The organism is Bacillus sp. CCB-MMP212, from assembly GCF_022748145.1.
Taxonomy (GTDB): Bacteria; Bacillota; Bacilli; order Bacillales; family Bacillaceae_G; genus Bacillus_A; species Bacillus_A cereus.
In genome coordinates, this window is sequence record NZ_JALDQE010000009.1 from 1 (window position 1) to 16,882 (window position 16,882).

A 16,882-nucleotide genomic window follows, 5' to 3' on the forward strand; every position below is an offset into this window, starting at 1 on the left:
TCGAAAGGATAGGTCGCAAAGCTAAGAGTCTAAGGTAATGAAAATTACTATGATAGTCTGGTTGCAGTTTGGATTTTTACACATAGTTGTATGTATGAAAATCGAAGAGGCAACCAGATTTTTTATTGTCTCAAAAAGAAAAAATAAATGGGCACACTGTTCGAAAGGATAGGTCGCAAAGCTAAGAGTCTAAGGTAATGAAAATTACTATGATAGTCTGGTTGCAGTTTGGATTTTCACACATGTTGTGATGTATGAAAATCGAAAAGGCAACCAGGCTTTTTATTTTCTAGGAATACACATTATGATTGTAAATTTAGCTGAATAATAAATTTAATGTTCGAAATATTCGGTTCATAAGAAGTGAGGGAGGGAAGTACATTGCAAAATCAAATAGGTAAATTTGGGCGTATACTTCTCGCTGGAGGAATATTATTTACGCAAGTTGGTGTGCTAGATTACTCTGCAACGAAAGTTTATGCGGTTACAAACGACGAGCAAGGACGTTTTATCGTTCATATGGATAAAGAAGAAATAAAAGTTGATGAAAATGTAGTATTAAAGATTACAAATACAAATAAACAAGATGCTAATATCGAGCTGAAATTATCTAATGAACAGCTGTTCAATGAAGCAGAAACGAAAAAAATGAACGAAAACAATAAAGCGATTCAAAACATTTCAGTAACAGAAGATCACATTGTAAAAATTGAAAAGAATGAACAAAGTAATTTTATCGGTGACGTATATGTAGTCATTCAAATGAAAAAAGCTGGAGAGTACAAATTTGAACCGATAGTGAAGTTTGAAGGGAATGAAAAGAAAATTGAATCTCCTTCTCTACATGTTGTAGAGAAAAAAGAGGCTTTAAATGTAGCCATTTCTGATGAAAATCCAAAGGCTTCAGAGGAAGTTATGAAAAAAGAAATAAGTGAAAAAGTGAAAGTATCGGAAGAAAATAAAAAACAAGAAATAAATTCTACTAATGCTGAAGTTCCAAAAGAAACGAAGACTTTAGCGAAAGAAAAGGTTAATGAAGAACTCGTACCAAAGGAAAATGAATTAAAAGAGAGCAATAGGATAAACGAAAATAATCAGGAATTACCTGCTATTCAAGCTGAGAAGGTATTAAAGAGCCAATCTCTACTAGCTGCTAGTCCTGTTACAAGTATTCTTAAATATCCAAATGTAAAGGTAATAAATAATAGAACAGGTGAAGGGCCTTCTATCTCGGGTAAATATGCTTTTAGATTTGTTTGGAGCCCACAAGTAACATATGAGGTAAAGGGTAGTAGCAATGACAGAACTGGTCAAAGTCAATATACATTTAGAAATTCAAATAGAGAACAGTACGTATTAGTAAAAAAAGCTGGTGAATATCAAGGGAAATGGATTGATGTCCGTATTAATATTCACTCTATGACAGCTTCATCTGTAGATGTTAAAACACCAATAACTAAAGGTGATGCAAAAAACTTTTTACAATTATATGGGAACGGAAGGTCAGGACAAACTTATAATGCTTCCTTTGAATTTTATGAACACGGAACAAGTAAAAAAGTACCATTAACGGCAATGTGGAATTTCAAAAGGATAAATAGTTATAAAAATGTAACGTTACGTAATGATGGTAGTCATTTAACGAATTTATACGTGTATGATACGAGTTCAATTAGGTATCAAGACAAAGGGAATAATAAAATCGAGTTTTCTGGAACAGCAGGTCCAGTAGCTACTCCAGAAGCAGATATGACAATTACATTTGATAATTTAACAGAATTACCGCTAGAAGTTAGATTAAATGCTTCAGGTGTTAATGTATCATACGACCAATTAGCGATTGCACAAATTGAAATTCCAGCTCCAAGTGTAATAGGAGATATTGTGGAAGATAATTCCCGTCAACTTTCTTATAAGGTATATCAAAATATGCCTGCTCAATCGAAAGAGATTCACTATGCGAAATCTTTTGTATTAGAAAGTGAAGTGAATAAGGATTTTACTGTGAATGATGTTTCCATTCAAGATGTGGAGAGTGGAGATGATGTAAGTAGCTTCTTTGATATTAGCAGGACAAACAATAAAGTCACTGCGGTTGCGAAAGTAAATGCGCTAAAAACAGAAGAATTCAACGGGAAAATTTATGAAATGACAATTACAGGTTCTCCTGTAAAAGGTGCTAATGTAATGAAATATTACAAAGATGGTTATCTTGAAATACCGGTGTCAGCTAAAAATTATTTAGATGGCGATAAGAATGGACAAGATAGTAATCGAGATGGAATCGCAAAAATAAGGTATAAAGGTATTCCAACTGGGAAACCAGTCCCACAAAAAGTAGTGCAAGGAACAGATTTAACAAAAATGGATATTTCTAAATTTGTGACAGATTTATCTGTAGATACGAATTTGGATGTAGATAAACCAATATCAGTAGTGAAGTTAATCAATATTCCAGATACCAAAACAATAGGGAATCATACTGTAACGGTTGTAATTGAAACGAAGCAAGGTGTACAAGCGGAGATTCAAGTGCCGGTTACTGTCGTTGATGGGACTTTAAAGTTAATAGACGTACCAAAAGAAATTACATTTGGAGATTTAACAATTCCATCGAAAACAACGACATACGCACCGAAGACGATTTCAAATCCTTTAAAGGTAACCGATGATCGTGTTAAAAAGCAAAAATGGAGTGTATATGTAAAGGAAATCACACCATTAACTTCAGCGCAAAATGACACATTGACAGGAGCATTGATTTACAAACGAAATGGAAAGGATACACCTTTAAGTACCTCTAGTATAGAAGCATTCTCGTATATTTCTAAAAACGACGAGGAGGTTTCACTAAATTGGAAGGAAAACGAAGGAATTCATTTACAAGTAAAACCAGGGCCGAATGTCAAAGCAAATACTAAATATGCTGGACAGCTAGAATGGACATTAACCGATGCTCCTCTCTAAAAATATATGAAATATATAAATTTTAGAAAGGAGAGAGTAATGAAAAAAATAGTTGGTATTATCGTTTCCACAGTTATATGTGTGCCGTTTCTTATGGCAAATGTAGTAACGGCTACAAGTACGAATTCAAAAGCGGGTATTACATTTTCGAATAGCTATACACCAAATACATCAACTGATCCGACAAAGATAAATACAAAAAAAGAGACAGTTGATAAAAATAAAAATGGAGATAAATATTTACCCAAAACAGGAGGCCAGACACGGGACTTCAAACAATATATAGGATTGTTTTCGATTGTTTTATCTCTATATGTATTCAAAAGAATTAGGGGAAAGCAAGTGTATTCAAAATAAAAAATAGATGAAAACAGAGAAAAGGGGAAGGTACATATGAAACTAGCAAAATTAGCATTAATCGGTGCAGTATCATTAACATCAGTTGCAGCAGTAGGAACTGCAGCATTTGCGGAAGAGAAAGCAAATATGAAATCAAAAACAGATGTAACGTTTATTGAAGATACAAGCACAACAGATCCAAATAATCCAGAAAATCCAAATGAAAAAGTTACACCAGAGAACCCTGGTGACCATGAAATAGGAACAAAAGGTCCATTAAGTATTAACTACGTTTCTAACTTACACTTCGGCGAGCAAGTTATCTCTGGTAATGATCAAACGTACTTTGCAAAATTGGATAAAGTGAAACAAGGGAGCAAAACAGTTGAAGTACCTAACTTCGTATCTGTAACAGATAACCGTGGTACAAATGCAGGATGGAAATTGAAAGTAAAGCAAAATGCACAATTTAAAAGTGGTAATAGTGAGTTAACAAATGCAGCTTTAAGCTTAAGTAACCCAGCTGTAAATTCTGTAACTGATGCACAATATGCACCTACAACATTTAAAAATAAAGTAACGCTAGCTCCAGGTGGAGATGCGGTGGAAATTACTACTGCCGCAAAGAATAAAGGTATGGGTGATTGGACGACTGCATTCGGTAAAGGAACAGAACAAGGTAAAAAGAGTGTGAGCTTATTCGTACCAGGTACGACAGCGAAAGAAAAAGGTGCGAAATATTCAGCTGAGTTAACTTGGACTTTAGAAGATACACCAAACTAAGCTTATACAAGATTGAAAATTAAGAATGACTGAATTTTAAAAATCACCATAAAGGGGTATAAAACTATGAAACTAGCAAAAATAGCATTAATTGGAGCGGTAACATTATCATCAGTATCAGTAGGGACGTCTGCATTTGCAGCTGAGAAAGATGGCAGGAAATTAGACTCAAAAGCATTCATTAAATTCGAGAAAAATACAGATAAAATTGATGTTGTTAATCCAGAGAATCCAGATGAAACTGTAGATCCAGTTGATCCAGATAAAAAAGGTACAGATGGTCCACTAAGTATTGATTATGTATCTAACTTCAACTTTAAAACACAAAAAGCATCAGGGAATAACGAAATCTACTTTGCAGAATTAGATAAAGTAAAGAAAAAAGTAGACGGTTCTGTAATTGACGTGCCGAACTACGTTCAAGTAACAGATAATCGTGGTACAAATGCTGGATGGCATTTAACAGTAAAACAAAATGGTCAATTCAAAACTGCAGATGATAAAGCGTTGGATGGCGCAGCATTAACATTAAAAAATTCAGCTTTGAAATCAAATGCAGGTAGCGACGCACCAACAGCAGAACAATCTATCACATTAAATCCAAGTGGTGCAGCATCTGATTTAATCGATGCAAAAGAAAACCAAGGTATGGGTACATGGGTAAATACGTTTGGTAAAGATGCAACAGAAGCGAAACAAAGCGTAGAGTTATCTGTACCAGGTAAAACGAAAAAAGAACAAACACAATACACAACTTCACTAACTTGGGAACTAACAGACGCTCCTATGTAAGTAAGAGGAATTTTAAGATAAAAGAGGAAAATGAGAAGAGATAAGGGAATGGCTTTAACCTTGTCTCTTTCTTGTCTATAAAATGGATATGAAGGGGATTACATAAGAGATGGTAAAAAAACTATTTACTAGCTTACTATTAATTACATTCTTCATGGTAAACGCTTTTTCAGTATATGCAGCTGAAATGAAATTCGCTGTGACAGCAGTTATACCAGAAAATCAAATTGATAAAAATCAAACGTATTTTGATTTGAAAATGCAACCTGGACAAAAGCAAACAATTCAAGTCCAAATGAAAAATGATACGAATAAAGAAGTTGTGGTAGAATCGTTTGCTAATACAGCAATTACGAATAGCAATGGTATTACAGATTATAGTACAGTAGAACCAAAAACGGATTCTACTTTGAAATATCCGTTTTCTAAAATTGCTAAAATGCCAAAAGAAACGAAAGTCCCAGCTAACAGCATAGTGACAGTTGATATAAACCTAGAAATGCCAAATGAGTCGTTTGATGGTGTTATTTTAGGTGGTTTATACTTTAAAGAAAAAGAAGATGAGAATGCAAAGAAAAAAGATGAAGGTGTGCAAATTGAAAATAAATATGCATACGCAATTGGTGTTGTTTTAAAAGAGACAGATACTGAAGTAAAACCAGACATGAAATTAAACGAAGTAAAGCCAACACAAATTAACGGGCGTAACGTTGTTACTGCAAATTTACAAAACGTAAAGCCAGCAATGTTAAAAAATTTAAGTGTTGATGCAAAGGTATATAAAGAAAAAGGTACAGACATTTTATTTGAAGCGAAAAAAGAAAATTTAAGAATGGCGCCAAACTCAAACTTTGATTACGCTATTAGCTGGGAAAACAAAGCATTTGATCCAGGAACGTACCGAGTAGAAGTGAAAGCCACTGATGGCGATCAAAAATGGGAATGGACGAAGAAATTTACAATTGAAGGAAAGACAGCTGATAAGTTAAATGATACAGCAGTAGAAGCGAAAAAAGACTACACACTATATTACATTATCGGCGGAGTACTACTGTTAATTATATTATTAGTTCTTGTATTCTTCTTAGGTAGACGTTCTAAAAAAGAGGACGATAACGAAAAATAATATATTGATAGTGTAAAAAGAAATTAATGGATGTTTTACTACGAAAAATATATAATGGCTTTGTCTGTTATTTGTTGTAGTTCATTTATATTTCTATTTGTTGACCCGAATCTCGGGTCTTTTTTTTATGAAATGAATTGCTATATGTTAGTAATTAGAAAAACAGAATATACAGCACTTGCAGTATGAATATAAAGAGCGGTTGTATCCTCTCACAAAAATAGGTTTCCAGCTGTAATACTGGTAGCACCAGTAAAGTCGGTGCTACCAGTAGGTTCATTTTTCGGCACAACGAAAGCATTTACGTAGGTACATGTGCTTTCTCATTTATCTATTTTTCTGTGGTCGGTTGTATTGTGTATATAAATTAAAAAATGATAGTGTTAGAGCCACCATTTCTCCTGCGGAAGCAAAATAACATCCACATCAAAATTCTCTTTAAACCAATCATACATCAATGTCTCTTTCACTAAATATTCAGAGGCAGAGTGTGATACCCCAATTAGAGACATATTCGTTTCTTTTACATAATCCATAATGAGAGAGTATTTATGTCGGCCGTAATCATTGTCGATATGGCAATGGATTTCTCCTGTAATATATGCTTCAGCACCTTTTTCTTCTGCTTCCTTCATTAAAGATACAACATCGCCACATCCAGCGATAATTGCGATTTTTTTGATGGAATCATGTCGTTTACCTTCGAAGTCTGTGTAAGGAATCTGGAAGAGTTGTTTTAGATGTTTTTGGAGTGCTTCTGTTGATGTTTCATCTATTTCACAAATAAGGCCAACTGGTTCTTGTTCTGGACCTCCATATGCAAAGTCGTCCGCTACAGTAGCGTTTAATGCTTTTGCAATTGAAATACTCGTTCCATGTGTTTGATGAAAATCCATTGGTACGTGACATGTATATATAGAAAGTTGTTTTTCTTTTATTCCTTGCAAATATTTTTCAGGAATTGGTATGAAACCGCGGCCTGATCTTCCAATTGGATCACCGCACTCCATTACAAGGGGATGGTGCATAAAGAGTAAATCACCGGGTGTGGATTGTGAAATGAATGTTTCAAGAACGTCATCTGTAGGGAATACAGCTAAAAATACTTTGTTTACATTTTCAGATCCGTGCATCATAAGGCCGTTAAATAAATCTACAAAATTTGCTTCGAAAAATTGTTGCCAAGGAAATTTGATAGGATCATATACGGCTGGGATAAATCGACTAAAGGCGCTATCTTTTCCGTATTTTTCAATTTGAAATAAGTGATCGAGTGATTGCTCTATTTTTTTTAAGGCTGGCATGTTTAATAATCCTCCTTAAGATGATTCTTGCTTTATGAGTTGTTTATATTCTTCGTAGCAAAATAAGAAGCGGATAGGAAACAAATAAAACCTAGAATCCAGCTAATAGAAGGAGAATAGGGAAGTACATGCTGTAATAGCATTCCGCTAGAAATGAAGAAAATACTAAATAGACCTAATAACATAGGATAGCGTTGTAGTTTGAACACAGATAGTAAACATCCTTTCTCCTGCATGAACTACTCATAAAAGCTCGATTGCTGAAACTTTATCACATACATTGTATATTAGTCTTAATTTTCTGTATATAACTTTTAAGAAAAATGGTGATACAATATATGAATGATAAGAGAAGAGAGGATGAAGATTAACATATGTACGTTACTGTAACAGAAGCAGCATATAAAAAGATTATGGATACGATTCCAAGTGAAGCGAAATATATAAAGTTATTTTACGATAATGAGGGTTGCGGTTGTGTTATGAGCGGAATCATCGATTTAGTAGCTGTAGCAGAGAAAGATGAGCGCGATGTGGATATTGAATCAAGCGCAATGAATTTTATCGCTGATCGTACAAAGCTTGTATTTATGGACGATAAGTTAACGGTTGATTGGCATGAAGGTGGAGGAACTTTTCAGTTGAAGAGCCCAAGCCAGTTTTATAATCCAAATATGAAATTACACGTTCGAGTATAGTAAAGGAAATGTGAGTCCAAAATGTATTTTGGACTCACATTTTTTTATTTTATAAGTCGCTATTATTGTCGATATATTGAAAAAATCGCTGATATAAATGGAGTTGCACCGATATATTCAGAAAATCGCCGATATAATTTCATTTACCAAAACGTCCCAATAGTAAAAAGGTTTTTTCACATAATGAAATGTACATGTGATTGAATTTTCTGTATAATCTTCTTTGCGGAGGGGATACGCATGAGAAGATGGGGAATTGAGTTATTAATTTTAAGTGTTGTTATTATTTGGGGGATTAACTATACGATTGCAAAGTATGGATTTTTAGAATTTACAGCAATTGAATTTACTGCACTTCGTATGATGGCGGCGGCACCGCTCCTGTTACTTCTTACCTTTTTTATTGAAAAGTCGGTTTATATGGAGCGAAAGGATATACCTAGACTAATCATCGTTAGCGTTGTAGGTATTGTACTGTATCAAACGTTATTTATGGAAACTGTCAAATATACATCCGCTACAAATGCCTCTTTACTCATTTCTATTTCACCTATTTTTACAACTGTATTTGCGATTTTTCTGAAACAAGAAAATTTTTCTTCTCGAAAGTTAATCGGTTCTATGATTGCTTTTGTTGGTGCAGCATTAGTTTTAGTAGCAGGACATTCACTTACTAGTTCTTTTTATGGCAATGGAATTGGACTTATTACATCAATATGCTGGGGGCTTTATCCTGTTTTAGCAGGACCATTAATTAAAAAATATTCAGCATTACGTGTTACAGCATGGTCTGCATTAGTGGGTGCGATTCCGCTATTATTGTTAAGTGGTCCGCATGTGTTTGTCATGCCATTTCACATTACTCACGGAATGACACTATTCGCTTTACTATATTCTATTTTCTTAGTAACAGTATTTGGTCTAGTAATGTGGTATGTTGGTGTTCAAAAAATTGGGGCGTCACATACGATGGTATATATGTATATAACGCCGCTTGTAGCTGTTTTATTTGCAGCTGTCTGGGCAAATGAATATGTATCGTTTCAACAGATCATCGGTGGAATTATCATTTTTGTCGGTCTATGGTTTGTGAAATCGGAGAAAGTAAAAGTTCATTCTATTGCAGGGGAACCTATATCAAAATAGGAAAACAGATCACCTATGATCTGCTTTCCTATTTTTTTATTTTTGGTAAGAAGATGAGAAATAAGATAGCAGTAATAAGTGGGATTAAGTTTAAAAATGGAATACGGAAGAGTGTAATAAGAATAATACCTGGAAGAAGAACACCGAGGACAGCGTAAAAAATGCTATGGTTTTTCGTGTACCAATACAATGAAAGTCCGATAAGTGCAGGGATAATGAGGTGAATGAGAGCCATTAAAAAATAAATCATTAGACGCCCCCTTTATTTGTGTACTTATTACATCATATCCGTATGTTCATAGATTGATATCATTTTTTTCATAAATGGACGAAAAAGTTTGAAAAACCGTCACAAAATATGAGAATATAATGTTTGAAATCTTGTATAATATTATTTTCTAAAAACATTTAAACAACATAAACATACTGTTTATGTTGTTTTTAATTTGAGTGAAATGGATGTAAGGAATATGAATTTAAAAGAAATTTTTTGTTGGATAGATAAGAACGAATGAAGAGAGGTACAGCATGATTAGTATGTCACTAAGATCATTTAAAATCCAATCGTATTATATACTAGGTATTTTGTTACTAGGTTGGATGTTAACACCGTTTTCAGCACACTTTTTAGGCGCTGGAATTGGGCTTATTGTAAGTATGTATTGCGTTTGGCTTCTAGGGAGAAGAATTGAGAAGCTTGGAGATAGTATTGTAAAGAAGACGAAAGCACCGACACTCGGTATGTTTAACCGTTTTGCAGCTGCCATTTTGGGTGCTATTATTATGTACGAAATTGAGCACCACATGGTTATGTGGGCATTTGCAGTAGGGATTATGGGTGGTTATTTCTTAATCGTTGTGAATTTAGGATACTATAGCATGAAAGATGAGAAAGAACTAACAAAGAGCTAAAAGAGATAAAAAGATAAAAGACTTCTTTTTAGATGGAATAGATGATCCAGCCACGAATAGAAGCGGTCAGGGCCTTTTTTAACCCCATACGATGTGAAACCCGAGAGATGTAGCGAGTAGGGATATAATGTATATATTCGAAGCTGTAATTTTATAATCTAGGTCACAGATGAAGAGATTAGCATTTCACTTTATATAAGATATAGAAAGAAGCTTACGTTTTCACGTAAGCTTCTTTTTTATGTAAGTGTGTGTAACCGTTAAGCCGCATTGGGTTTTGTCGGTGAGTACGCGAAACTTTACGGTTACACGACACTTATTCATATGAGTAAAGGGTTATTCCAACAGAAAGTTTTAATTTAAGCGATTGGACCGCCTAAGTTAATGATATCTTCAGAAACGCTTTCGAACTTTTTGAAGTTCTCTTTGAATTCATTTGCAAGCTCGATTGCTTTTGCTTTGTAAGCAGCTTTATCAGCCCAAGTTTGTTCAGGCATTAACACTTCGTCAGGTACACCTGGTACGTGAAGTGGAACTTCAAGACCGAAGATGTCATGTTTAGCTGTTTCAGTTTTTGCAAGTTCGCCGCTTAATGCTGCTTGAATCATTGCACGAGTATAACCTAAGTTCATACGTTTACCAACTCCGTACTCGCCGCCAGTCCAGCCAGTGTTTACTAGGAATACTTTCGCATCGTGTTTCTCGATTTTTTCACCAAGCATTTCAGCGTAGCGAGATGCATCAAGTGGTAAGAATGGTGAACCGAAGCAAGTTGAGAATGTAGCTTGCGGAGATGTAACGCCGCGCTCTGTTCCTGCTAGTTTACTAGTGTAACCACTTAAGAAATGATACATAGCTTGCTCTTTTGATAACTTACTGATTGGAGGCAATACGCCAGATGCATCAGCAGTTAAGAAAATAATTGTATTTGGGTGTCCAGCAACACTTGGCAGTACGATATTGTCGATCGCATGCATAGGGTATGCAGCACGAGTATTTTCTGTTAAAGTAGTATCGTTGTAGTCGGCGATACGCGTTTGGTCATTAATGATAACGTTTTCTAAAACAGATCCAAATTTGATTGCATCGAAAATTTGTGGTTCTTTCTCGTGAGAAAGGTTTACACATTTTGCATAGCAACCGCCTTCAATATTGAATACACCGTTATCAGACCAACCGTGCTCATCATCACCGATTAATTTACGGTTTGGATCAGCAGATAATGTTGTTTTACCTGTTCCAGATAAACCGAAGAATAGTGCTACGTCGCCTTCTTCACCTACGTTTGCAGAGCAATGCATAGAAAGGATATCTTGTTCAGGTAATAAGAAGTTCATAATAGAGAAGATTGATTTTTTCATTTCTCCAGCGTATTCTGTACCACCAATTAGTACGATACGTTTTTCGAATGAAACCATAATGAATGCCTCAGAGTTTGTACCGTCAACAGCTGGATCAGCTTTGAAATTCGGTGCAGAAACAATTGTGAACTCTGATTCATGAGTTGTTAATTCTTCTTCAGTTGGACGAATGAATAATTGATGTACAAATAAATTGTGCCATGCATATTCGTTAATAACTTGAATTGGTAGGCGGTAATTGCGGTCAGCGCCTGCAAATCCTTTGAAGACGAATAACTCTTCTTTTTCTTTTAAGTATTCTAAAACTTTAGTATATAATTTATTAAAATGTTCTTCAGAAATCGGTTGGTTCACAGCTCCCCAAGCAATTTTGTCAGCAACCGATGCTTCTTTCACAATAAATTTATCTTTAGGAGAACGTCCTGTATATTTTCCAGTTGAAGCAGAAACGGCACCAGTCGAAGTTAATTTCCCTTCATTTCGCATTAATACTTTTTCCACTAATTGCGGAACACTTAGTTGAATCTGTGCATTGCTTCCGTTCAATAATTCGTGTAAACCAATTTGGACATTCACAGTACTCATATTTATATACCATCCTTTTCATTTAATGAAATATTTCTCGTAATCCCCAACAAGAGTATAACACAATTATATAAATAATGTATACTATTTATTTCTTTTTGTTTGTGTGAATGCATTATTTCCCTATTAATATTTCATTTCAGGCGTATTGAGAAAAACTTTCAGGAAAATGTGAATATTAATTGACAAATGAATATCATTTCTTTAGTATAGGTTGGGACGGATACTCTCTTATCCCGAGCTGGCGGAGGGACAGGCCCGATGAAGCCCAGCAACCTCACTTGTATTGATAAATGCAGGTGAATAGGTGCTAAAACCTGTGCGAGGCTACAGGTCTCGAACGATAAGAGCGAAGGGCAAAAAGCAGTATGCAAGTAGCAAATTAAACCTTTCCTCTATGTAAAGTAGGAAAGGTTTTTCTGTATGCTTGTGTGGGAGAATAAATGTATGTCGCAGTTTGTGGCAAATTAAGGATGAGTTCCGTACAATATATACAATTACTGTAGGGAGGTTTACCACATGACAAAAAAACGTCATCTGTTCACATCTGAGTCTGTAACTGAAGGACATCCAGATAAAATTTGTGACCAAATTTCTGATTCAATTTTAGATGCGATCTTATCAAAAGACGCAAATGCACGTGTAGCTTGTGAAACAACTGTAACAACTGGTTTAGTATTGGTAGCGGGGGAAATTACGACTTCTACTTACGTAGATATTCCAAAAATCGTTCGTGAAACAATTCAAGGCATTGGTTACACACGCGCAAAATACGGATTCGATGCAGAAACTTGTGCTGTTTTAACATCTATCGATGAGCAGTCTGCTGACATCGCTATGGGTGTTGACCAAGCGTTAGAAGCACGCGAAGGTCAAATGACTGACGCTGAGATTGAGGCAATTGGTGCAGGAGACCAAGGTTTAATGTTTGGTTTCGCATGTAATGAAACACAAGAGTTAATGCCACTTCCAATCTCGCTTGCTCACAAATTAGCTCGCCGTTTAACTGAAGTACGTAAAGATGATACATTATCATACTTACGTCCAGATGGAAAAACGCAAGTTACAGTTGAGTATGATGAAAATGGTAAACCAGTACGTGTTGATACTATCGTAATTTCTACACAACATCACCCAGATGTTACATGGGAAGAAATCGATCGCGACTTAAAAGAGCACGTAATTAAAGCTGTAGTACCAGCAGAATTAATGGATGGAGAAACGAAATTCTTCATTAATCCAACTGGCCGCTTCGTAATTGGTGGACCACAAGGTGATGCTGGTTTAACAGGACGTAAAATCATCGTTGATACTTACGGTGGATACGCTCGCCATGGCGGCGGTGCATTCTCTGGTAAAGATGCAACAAAAGTTGACCGTTCTGCAGCGTATGCAGCTCGTTATGTTGCGAAAAACATCGTAGCAGCTGGTCTTGCTGACAAAGCAGAAGTACAACTTGCATACGCAATCGGTGTAGCACAACCAGTATCAATTTCAGTTGATACATTCGGCACAGGTAAAGTATCTGAAGACGTACTAGTAGAACTAGTTCGTAACAACTTCGATCTTCGCCCAGCTGGTATTATTAAAATGCTAGACTTACGTCGCCCAATTTACAAACAAACAGCAGCTTACGGCCACTTCGGACGTACTGATGTAGATCTTTCATGGGAACGTACAGACAAAGCTGCAGCTTTAAAAGAGCAAGCTGGTCTATAATATATGAAAAAAAGCTTTGCGCGGTGAGCGCAAAGCTTTTTTTATTTCGTTTTACTTACAATTTGAATGCATGATTTGCAATATACTTCGCCTTCTAGCTCAATATACTTTTTCGTATTAGTCATGCCTTTTCATACGTTTGTATTTCCTTTTTACATGATTTACAAAGGGTGGGTTTCTTCTGGAAGATATGCAATCAACCTTTCATTTGACGTGCTTTACCTGCGCAAAAGGCACTGCTTAGTAAAAATAGTGTCGCGAATATAATGCTTACTAATGTAGCGTATGGAATTGCACCTTTTAAGGAAAAGCCGACAGTGATTGAAGCGATGAATAAGAGGATGAATGTTGTTGTTAATTTTTTATAAAGTTCCATACTATGTAGACCTCCAATTTATTTTTTAGTACAAGTTTTAAAATTGAATTCTATTATGTAGAAAATATAAAGAGTAGCTAAAGATGTGTAGTCTAGGAGTATAAGAAAGTGCACTTTCCTTTTTGTGGGTTAGTATACTTATATTGTATCATGGCGCATGATTGGCTTCATACATAATTGTGTAAAGATATGTATGATAAAATGAAGAAAAGTTTTTAAGAAAGGAAAGATAAAAAATGAGTGTAACTGAACATAAAAAACAAGCTCCAAAAGAAGTGCGTTGCAAGATTGTTACGATTTCCGATACACGTACGGAAGAAACGGATAAGAGCGGACAACTATTACATGAATTGTTAAAAGAAGCGGGCCATATAGTAACCTCTTATGAAATTGTAAAAGATGATAAAGAAAGTATTCAGCAAGCAGTGTTAGCTGGTTATCATAGGGAAGATGTAGATGTTGTATTAACAAATGGCGGTACTGGTATTACGAAGCGTGATGTAACAATCGAAGCAGTGTCAGCTCTATTAGATAAAGAGATTGTCGGGTTTGGTGAGCTGTTCCGCATGATTAGTTATTTAGAAGATATCGGAAGCAGCGCAATGTTAAGTAGAGCAATTGGCGGTACAATTGGACGCAAAGTAGTTTTCTCGATGCCAGGGTCGAGCGGAGCGGTTCGTCTTGCGATGAATAAATTAATTTTACCGGAATTAGGCCATATTACATTTGAGCTGCATCGCCAATGAGTAAGTGGGCTGGAATTGTATTAGCGGGCGGTATGTCGAGTAGATTTGGTGAGCCAAAAGCGTTAGCGAGCTGGCAAGATAGTACTTTTATTGAGCATATTTTGAAAGAGATGACGAGTGTGCTCCAAGAAGTTGTAGTCATCAGTCATTCTGATATAAAAGAGCGAGTAGAGCAATTCGTACAAGTTCCTGTTATAGAAGATATTCCGCACTATAAGGGAAATGGGCCGCTTGCCGGTATTGTATCAGGAATGGAATACATAGAAGCAGATTGGTATGCTATTATGCCTTGCGATGCGCCAAATGTTTCGCATGAATGGTTTACCATTTTACTGGAGCAAACGAACAATGAATATGATGCGGTTGTACCTATTATTAATGGAAGAAAACAACCGCTACTTGCGGCGTATCATAACCGCGTGAAAGAAAAGATTTATGCTTTACTTCAGGAAGAAAAAAGAAGTATGGGGCAGCTTTTATCACAATGTAATGTGAAGTATGTTTCTGGAGAAGATGTACAAGTGAATGCGGGTTGGTTTATAAATGTAAATACGAAAGAAGAATATGGGCAGGCTCAAAAAGACCTTTCAAATGAATGAAAGGTTTTTTTGATATACAGAATTGGGGAACAATTGCTGTATAAAGGTATGTGAGTAAGTTGATTTTAAGGGGAATTCTTAAAATCATTATACAGTTAAAATACTGTATAACCATATATTAATTTTTATGGGTTTTTATTACAAGTCTGTTTAGTTATGTTTATTTTTGATATAATGAATGTGGAAATAAATGACATTTCACCTTATGTATCATTCATTCAACTAAAATTTACAAGTGTGTAATAAACTCCCTTCGTTTTTGAAGGGAGTTTTTCTGTTCAAGCAAGTAACTCTGATGCGGTATGCTGAAGGACTTCTTCATACTGGTTAAGTAAGCCGCGAAAGATCTCATCCCAGCTTTTTGATTTCGCAAAAGATGAAGCTGCTATTCCCATTTGCTCAAGTTTTTCTTCATTTTGCAATAAAGAATAAATGGATGATAGAAATGCATCCACATTTTTAGGGGGACAAAGAATTCCCGTTTTTCCATCTGTAATAATATTTTTAACCCCGCCACTATTTGCACCAATAACAGGTGTGCCACATGCGAGTGATTCAAGTACGACATTTCCGAATGTTTCAGTAGCTGATGGAAATACCATTATGTTAGAACAAGCATATGCTTCAGCTAAATCCCCGCCTTGTAAATAGCCAGTAAAAGTGACATTTGTTTGCGGAACAGCTTCACGCAAATTTGTTGCTAGAGGGCCGTCTCCTGCGATGAGCCAATGAATGTCGTTTCGAGTATGCGATGTTTTAACGATAAGGTTTTGCAACGTATCAATATCTTTTTCAGGAGCAATTCGTCCTACATAGGAAAGAACATACTTCGCTGTAATATTATATTTTTTTCGGAATAGGTCTGTATTGTAAGCTGGATGAAAGAGTGTGCAATCTACACCACGTCCCCAAATGGAGAGGGCCTGAAAGCCTTTATTTTTTAATTGATGTAATGTTTCAGGGGAGGGAACGAAATTTTTTTGCATATGACTATGAAACCATTTTAAATAGTTCCAAAGCATATTGGAGAGAAATTCAATTTTGTAATAGCGTAAATACGCATCGAAATCAGTATGATAAGAACCGACAACTGGGATGTTTAATTTTTTTGCGTAATACAGTCCACAAAGTCCCATGTTGAAAGGTGTGGCAATGTGAATAATGTCAGGTTTAAAGGAATGAAGTTCCCGTTTAATACGCGGAGTAGGAAAAGAAAAGCGACATTCTGGATATAATATTGTTAACGGGATACTTCTCATCTTGTTCACATTAGCCACGAAATTATCTTCAGCTGTATGTTGAGGGGCGAAAACAGAATAGGCGATCTGTTCTTTCTGAAAGTAACTTGTTAATCGTTCTAACGTTTTCGTAACCCCGTTAACTTGTGGCGTAAAAGTATCGGTAAAAATGGCGACTCTCATCATATCAC

The 16,882-nt window shown here is 35.6% G+C and carries 16 protein-coding genes and 3 riboswitches; of the genes, 11 read left to right on the top strand and 5 right to left on the bottom strand.

The window, feature by feature from the left end; translation table 11 throughout:
• Positions 1-69: riboswitch (cyclic di-GMP riboswitch) on the top strand. This riboswitch is flagged as partial in the annotation.
• Positions 70-140: 71 nt separating this feature from the next.
• Positions 141-229: riboswitch (cyclic di-GMP riboswitch) on the top strand.
• Positions 230-381: 152 nt separating this feature from the next.
• From MRP26_RS22020 to MRP26_RS22040, 5 genes are all read left to right on the top strand, one after another.
• Positions 382-2,967, top strand: coding sequence for a WxL domain-containing protein (locus tag MRP26_RS22020; RefSeq protein ID WP_197242861.1), 2,586 nt, complete (start codon positions 382-384; stop codon positions 2,965-2,967).
• Positions 2,968-3,006: 39 nt separating this feature from the next.
• Positions 3,007-3,324 (top strand): EF2685/EF0750 family sortase-dependent surface protein, encoded by a 318-nt coding sequence (locus MRP26_RS22025; protein WP_000724871.1) that lies wholly within the window; start codon positions 3,007-3,009, stop codon positions 3,322-3,324.
• Positions 3,325-3,360: 36 nt separating this feature from the next.
• The gene (locus MRP26_RS22030; protein WP_089171871.1) at positions 3,361-4,089 is read left to right on the top strand and encodes a WxL domain-containing protein; all 729 of its coding nucleotides are present in this window, start codon (positions 3,361-3,363) and stop codon (positions 4,087-4,089) included.
• Positions 4,090-4,155: 66 nt separating this feature from the next.
• Positions 4,156-4,881 carry a WxL domain-containing protein gene (locus MRP26_RS22035; RefSeq protein ID WP_197242859.1) on the top strand — a complete coding sequence of 242 codons (726 nt, stop codon included), beginning with the start codon at positions 4,156-4,158 and terminating at the stop codon, positions 4,879-4,881.
• A 109-nt stretch (positions 4,882-4,990) separates the two neighbouring features.
• Positions 4,991-6,007: a WxLIP family cell surface protein gene (locus tag MRP26_RS22040; protein WP_089171870.1), complete on the top strand. Its 1,017-nt coding sequence runs from the start codon at positions 4,991-4,993 to the stop codon at positions 6,005-6,007.
• A gap of 383 nt (positions 6,008-6,390) precedes the next feature.
• On the opposite strand, the gene MRP26_RS22045 is transcribed toward MRP26_RS22040, so the two are convergent.
• On the bottom strand, positions 6,391-7,311 hold the full coding sequence (locus MRP26_RS22045; RefSeq protein ID WP_242806966.1) for a Nif3-like dinuclear metal center hexameric protein: 921 nt from the start codon (positions 7,309-7,311) through the stop codon (positions 6,391-6,393).
• Between the two features lie 374 nt (positions 7,312-7,685).
• Here MRP26_RS22045 and MRP26_RS22050 point away from each other — a divergent pair, with 374 nt between their 5' ends.
• Together MRP26_RS22050 and MRP26_RS22055 are read left to right on the top strand one after the other, a co-directional pair.
• A complete protein-coding gene (locus tag MRP26_RS22050; RefSeq protein WP_197242858.1) occupies positions 7,686-8,009 on the top strand; it encodes an iron-sulfur cluster biosynthesis family protein in 324 nt (107 codons plus the stop codon).
• 240 nt (positions 8,010-8,249) lie between these two features.
• Positions 8,250-9,155, top strand: coding sequence for a DMT family transporter (locus MRP26_RS22055; RefSeq protein ID WP_197242857.1), 906 nt, complete (start codon positions 8,250-8,252; stop codon positions 9,153-9,155).
• A gap of 28 nt (positions 9,156-9,183) precedes the next feature.
• On the opposite strand, the gene MRP26_RS22060 is transcribed toward MRP26_RS22055, so the two are convergent.
• On the bottom strand, positions 9,184-9,405 hold the full coding sequence (locus MRP26_RS22060) for a hypothetical protein (protein WP_000639042.1): 222 nt from the start codon (positions 9,403-9,405) through the stop codon (positions 9,184-9,186).
• A gap of 278 nt (positions 9,406-9,683) precedes the next feature.
• Here MRP26_RS22060 and MRP26_RS22065 point away from each other — a divergent pair, with 278 nt between their 5' ends.
• Positions 9,684-10,067 carry an ATP synthase subunit I gene (locus tag MRP26_RS22065; protein ID WP_000624926.1) on the top strand — a complete coding sequence of 128 codons (384 nt, stop codon included), beginning with the start codon at positions 9,684-9,686 and terminating at the stop codon, positions 10,065-10,067.
• 359 nt (positions 10,068-10,426) lie between these two features.
• Here the strand turns inward: MRP26_RS22065 and pckA are convergent, their stop codons facing one another.
• On the bottom strand, positions 10,427-12,013 hold the full coding sequence (gene pckA / locus MRP26_RS22070; protein WP_053563510.1) for a phosphoenolpyruvate carboxykinase (ATP): 1,587 nt from the start codon (positions 12,011-12,013) through the stop codon (positions 10,427-10,429).
• A 228-nt stretch (positions 12,014-12,241) separates the two neighbouring features.
• Positions 12,242-12,363: riboswitch (SAM riboswitch) on the top strand.
• A 169-nt stretch (positions 12,364-12,532) separates the two neighbouring features.
• Between pckA and metK the strand changes: the two genes are divergently transcribed.
• A complete protein-coding gene (gene metK, locus MRP26_RS22075) occupies positions 12,533-13,732 on the top strand; it encodes a methionine adenosyltransferase (protein ID WP_000163117.1) in 1,200 nt (399 codons plus the stop codon).
• 196 nt (positions 13,733-13,928) lie between these two features.
• Here metK and MRP26_RS22080 read toward each other — a convergent pair whose 3' ends face one another.
• Positions 13,929-14,108, bottom strand: a complete 180-nt coding sequence (locus MRP26_RS22080) for a hypothetical protein (protein ID WP_000424797.1) — start codon at positions 14,106-14,108, stop codon at positions 13,929-13,931.
• Between the two features lie 236 nt (positions 14,109-14,344).
• Between MRP26_RS22080 and MRP26_RS22085 the strand changes: the two genes are divergently transcribed.
• Positions 14,345-14,854 carry a MogA/MoaB family molybdenum cofactor biosynthesis protein gene (locus MRP26_RS22085; RefSeq protein WP_078400712.1) on the top strand — a complete coding sequence of 170 codons (510 nt, stop codon included), beginning with the start codon at positions 14,345-14,347 and terminating at the stop codon, positions 14,852-14,854.
• Entirely contained in the window at positions 14,851-15,453 is a 603-nt protein-coding gene (locus tag MRP26_RS22090) for a molybdenum cofactor guanylyltransferase (RefSeq protein ID WP_078400711.1), read from the top strand. The genes MRP26_RS22085 and MRP26_RS22090 overlap by 4 nt, the downstream gene beginning before the upstream one ends.
• Positions 15,454-15,731: 278 nt before the next feature.
• Here the strand turns inward: MRP26_RS22090 and MRP26_RS22095 are convergent, their stop codons facing one another.
• A complete protein-coding gene (locus MRP26_RS22095) occupies positions 15,732-16,874 on the bottom strand; it encodes a glycosyltransferase family 4 protein (RefSeq protein WP_078400710.1) in 1,143 nt (380 codons plus the stop codon).
• Positions 16,875-16,882 lie beyond the last annotated feature (8 nt).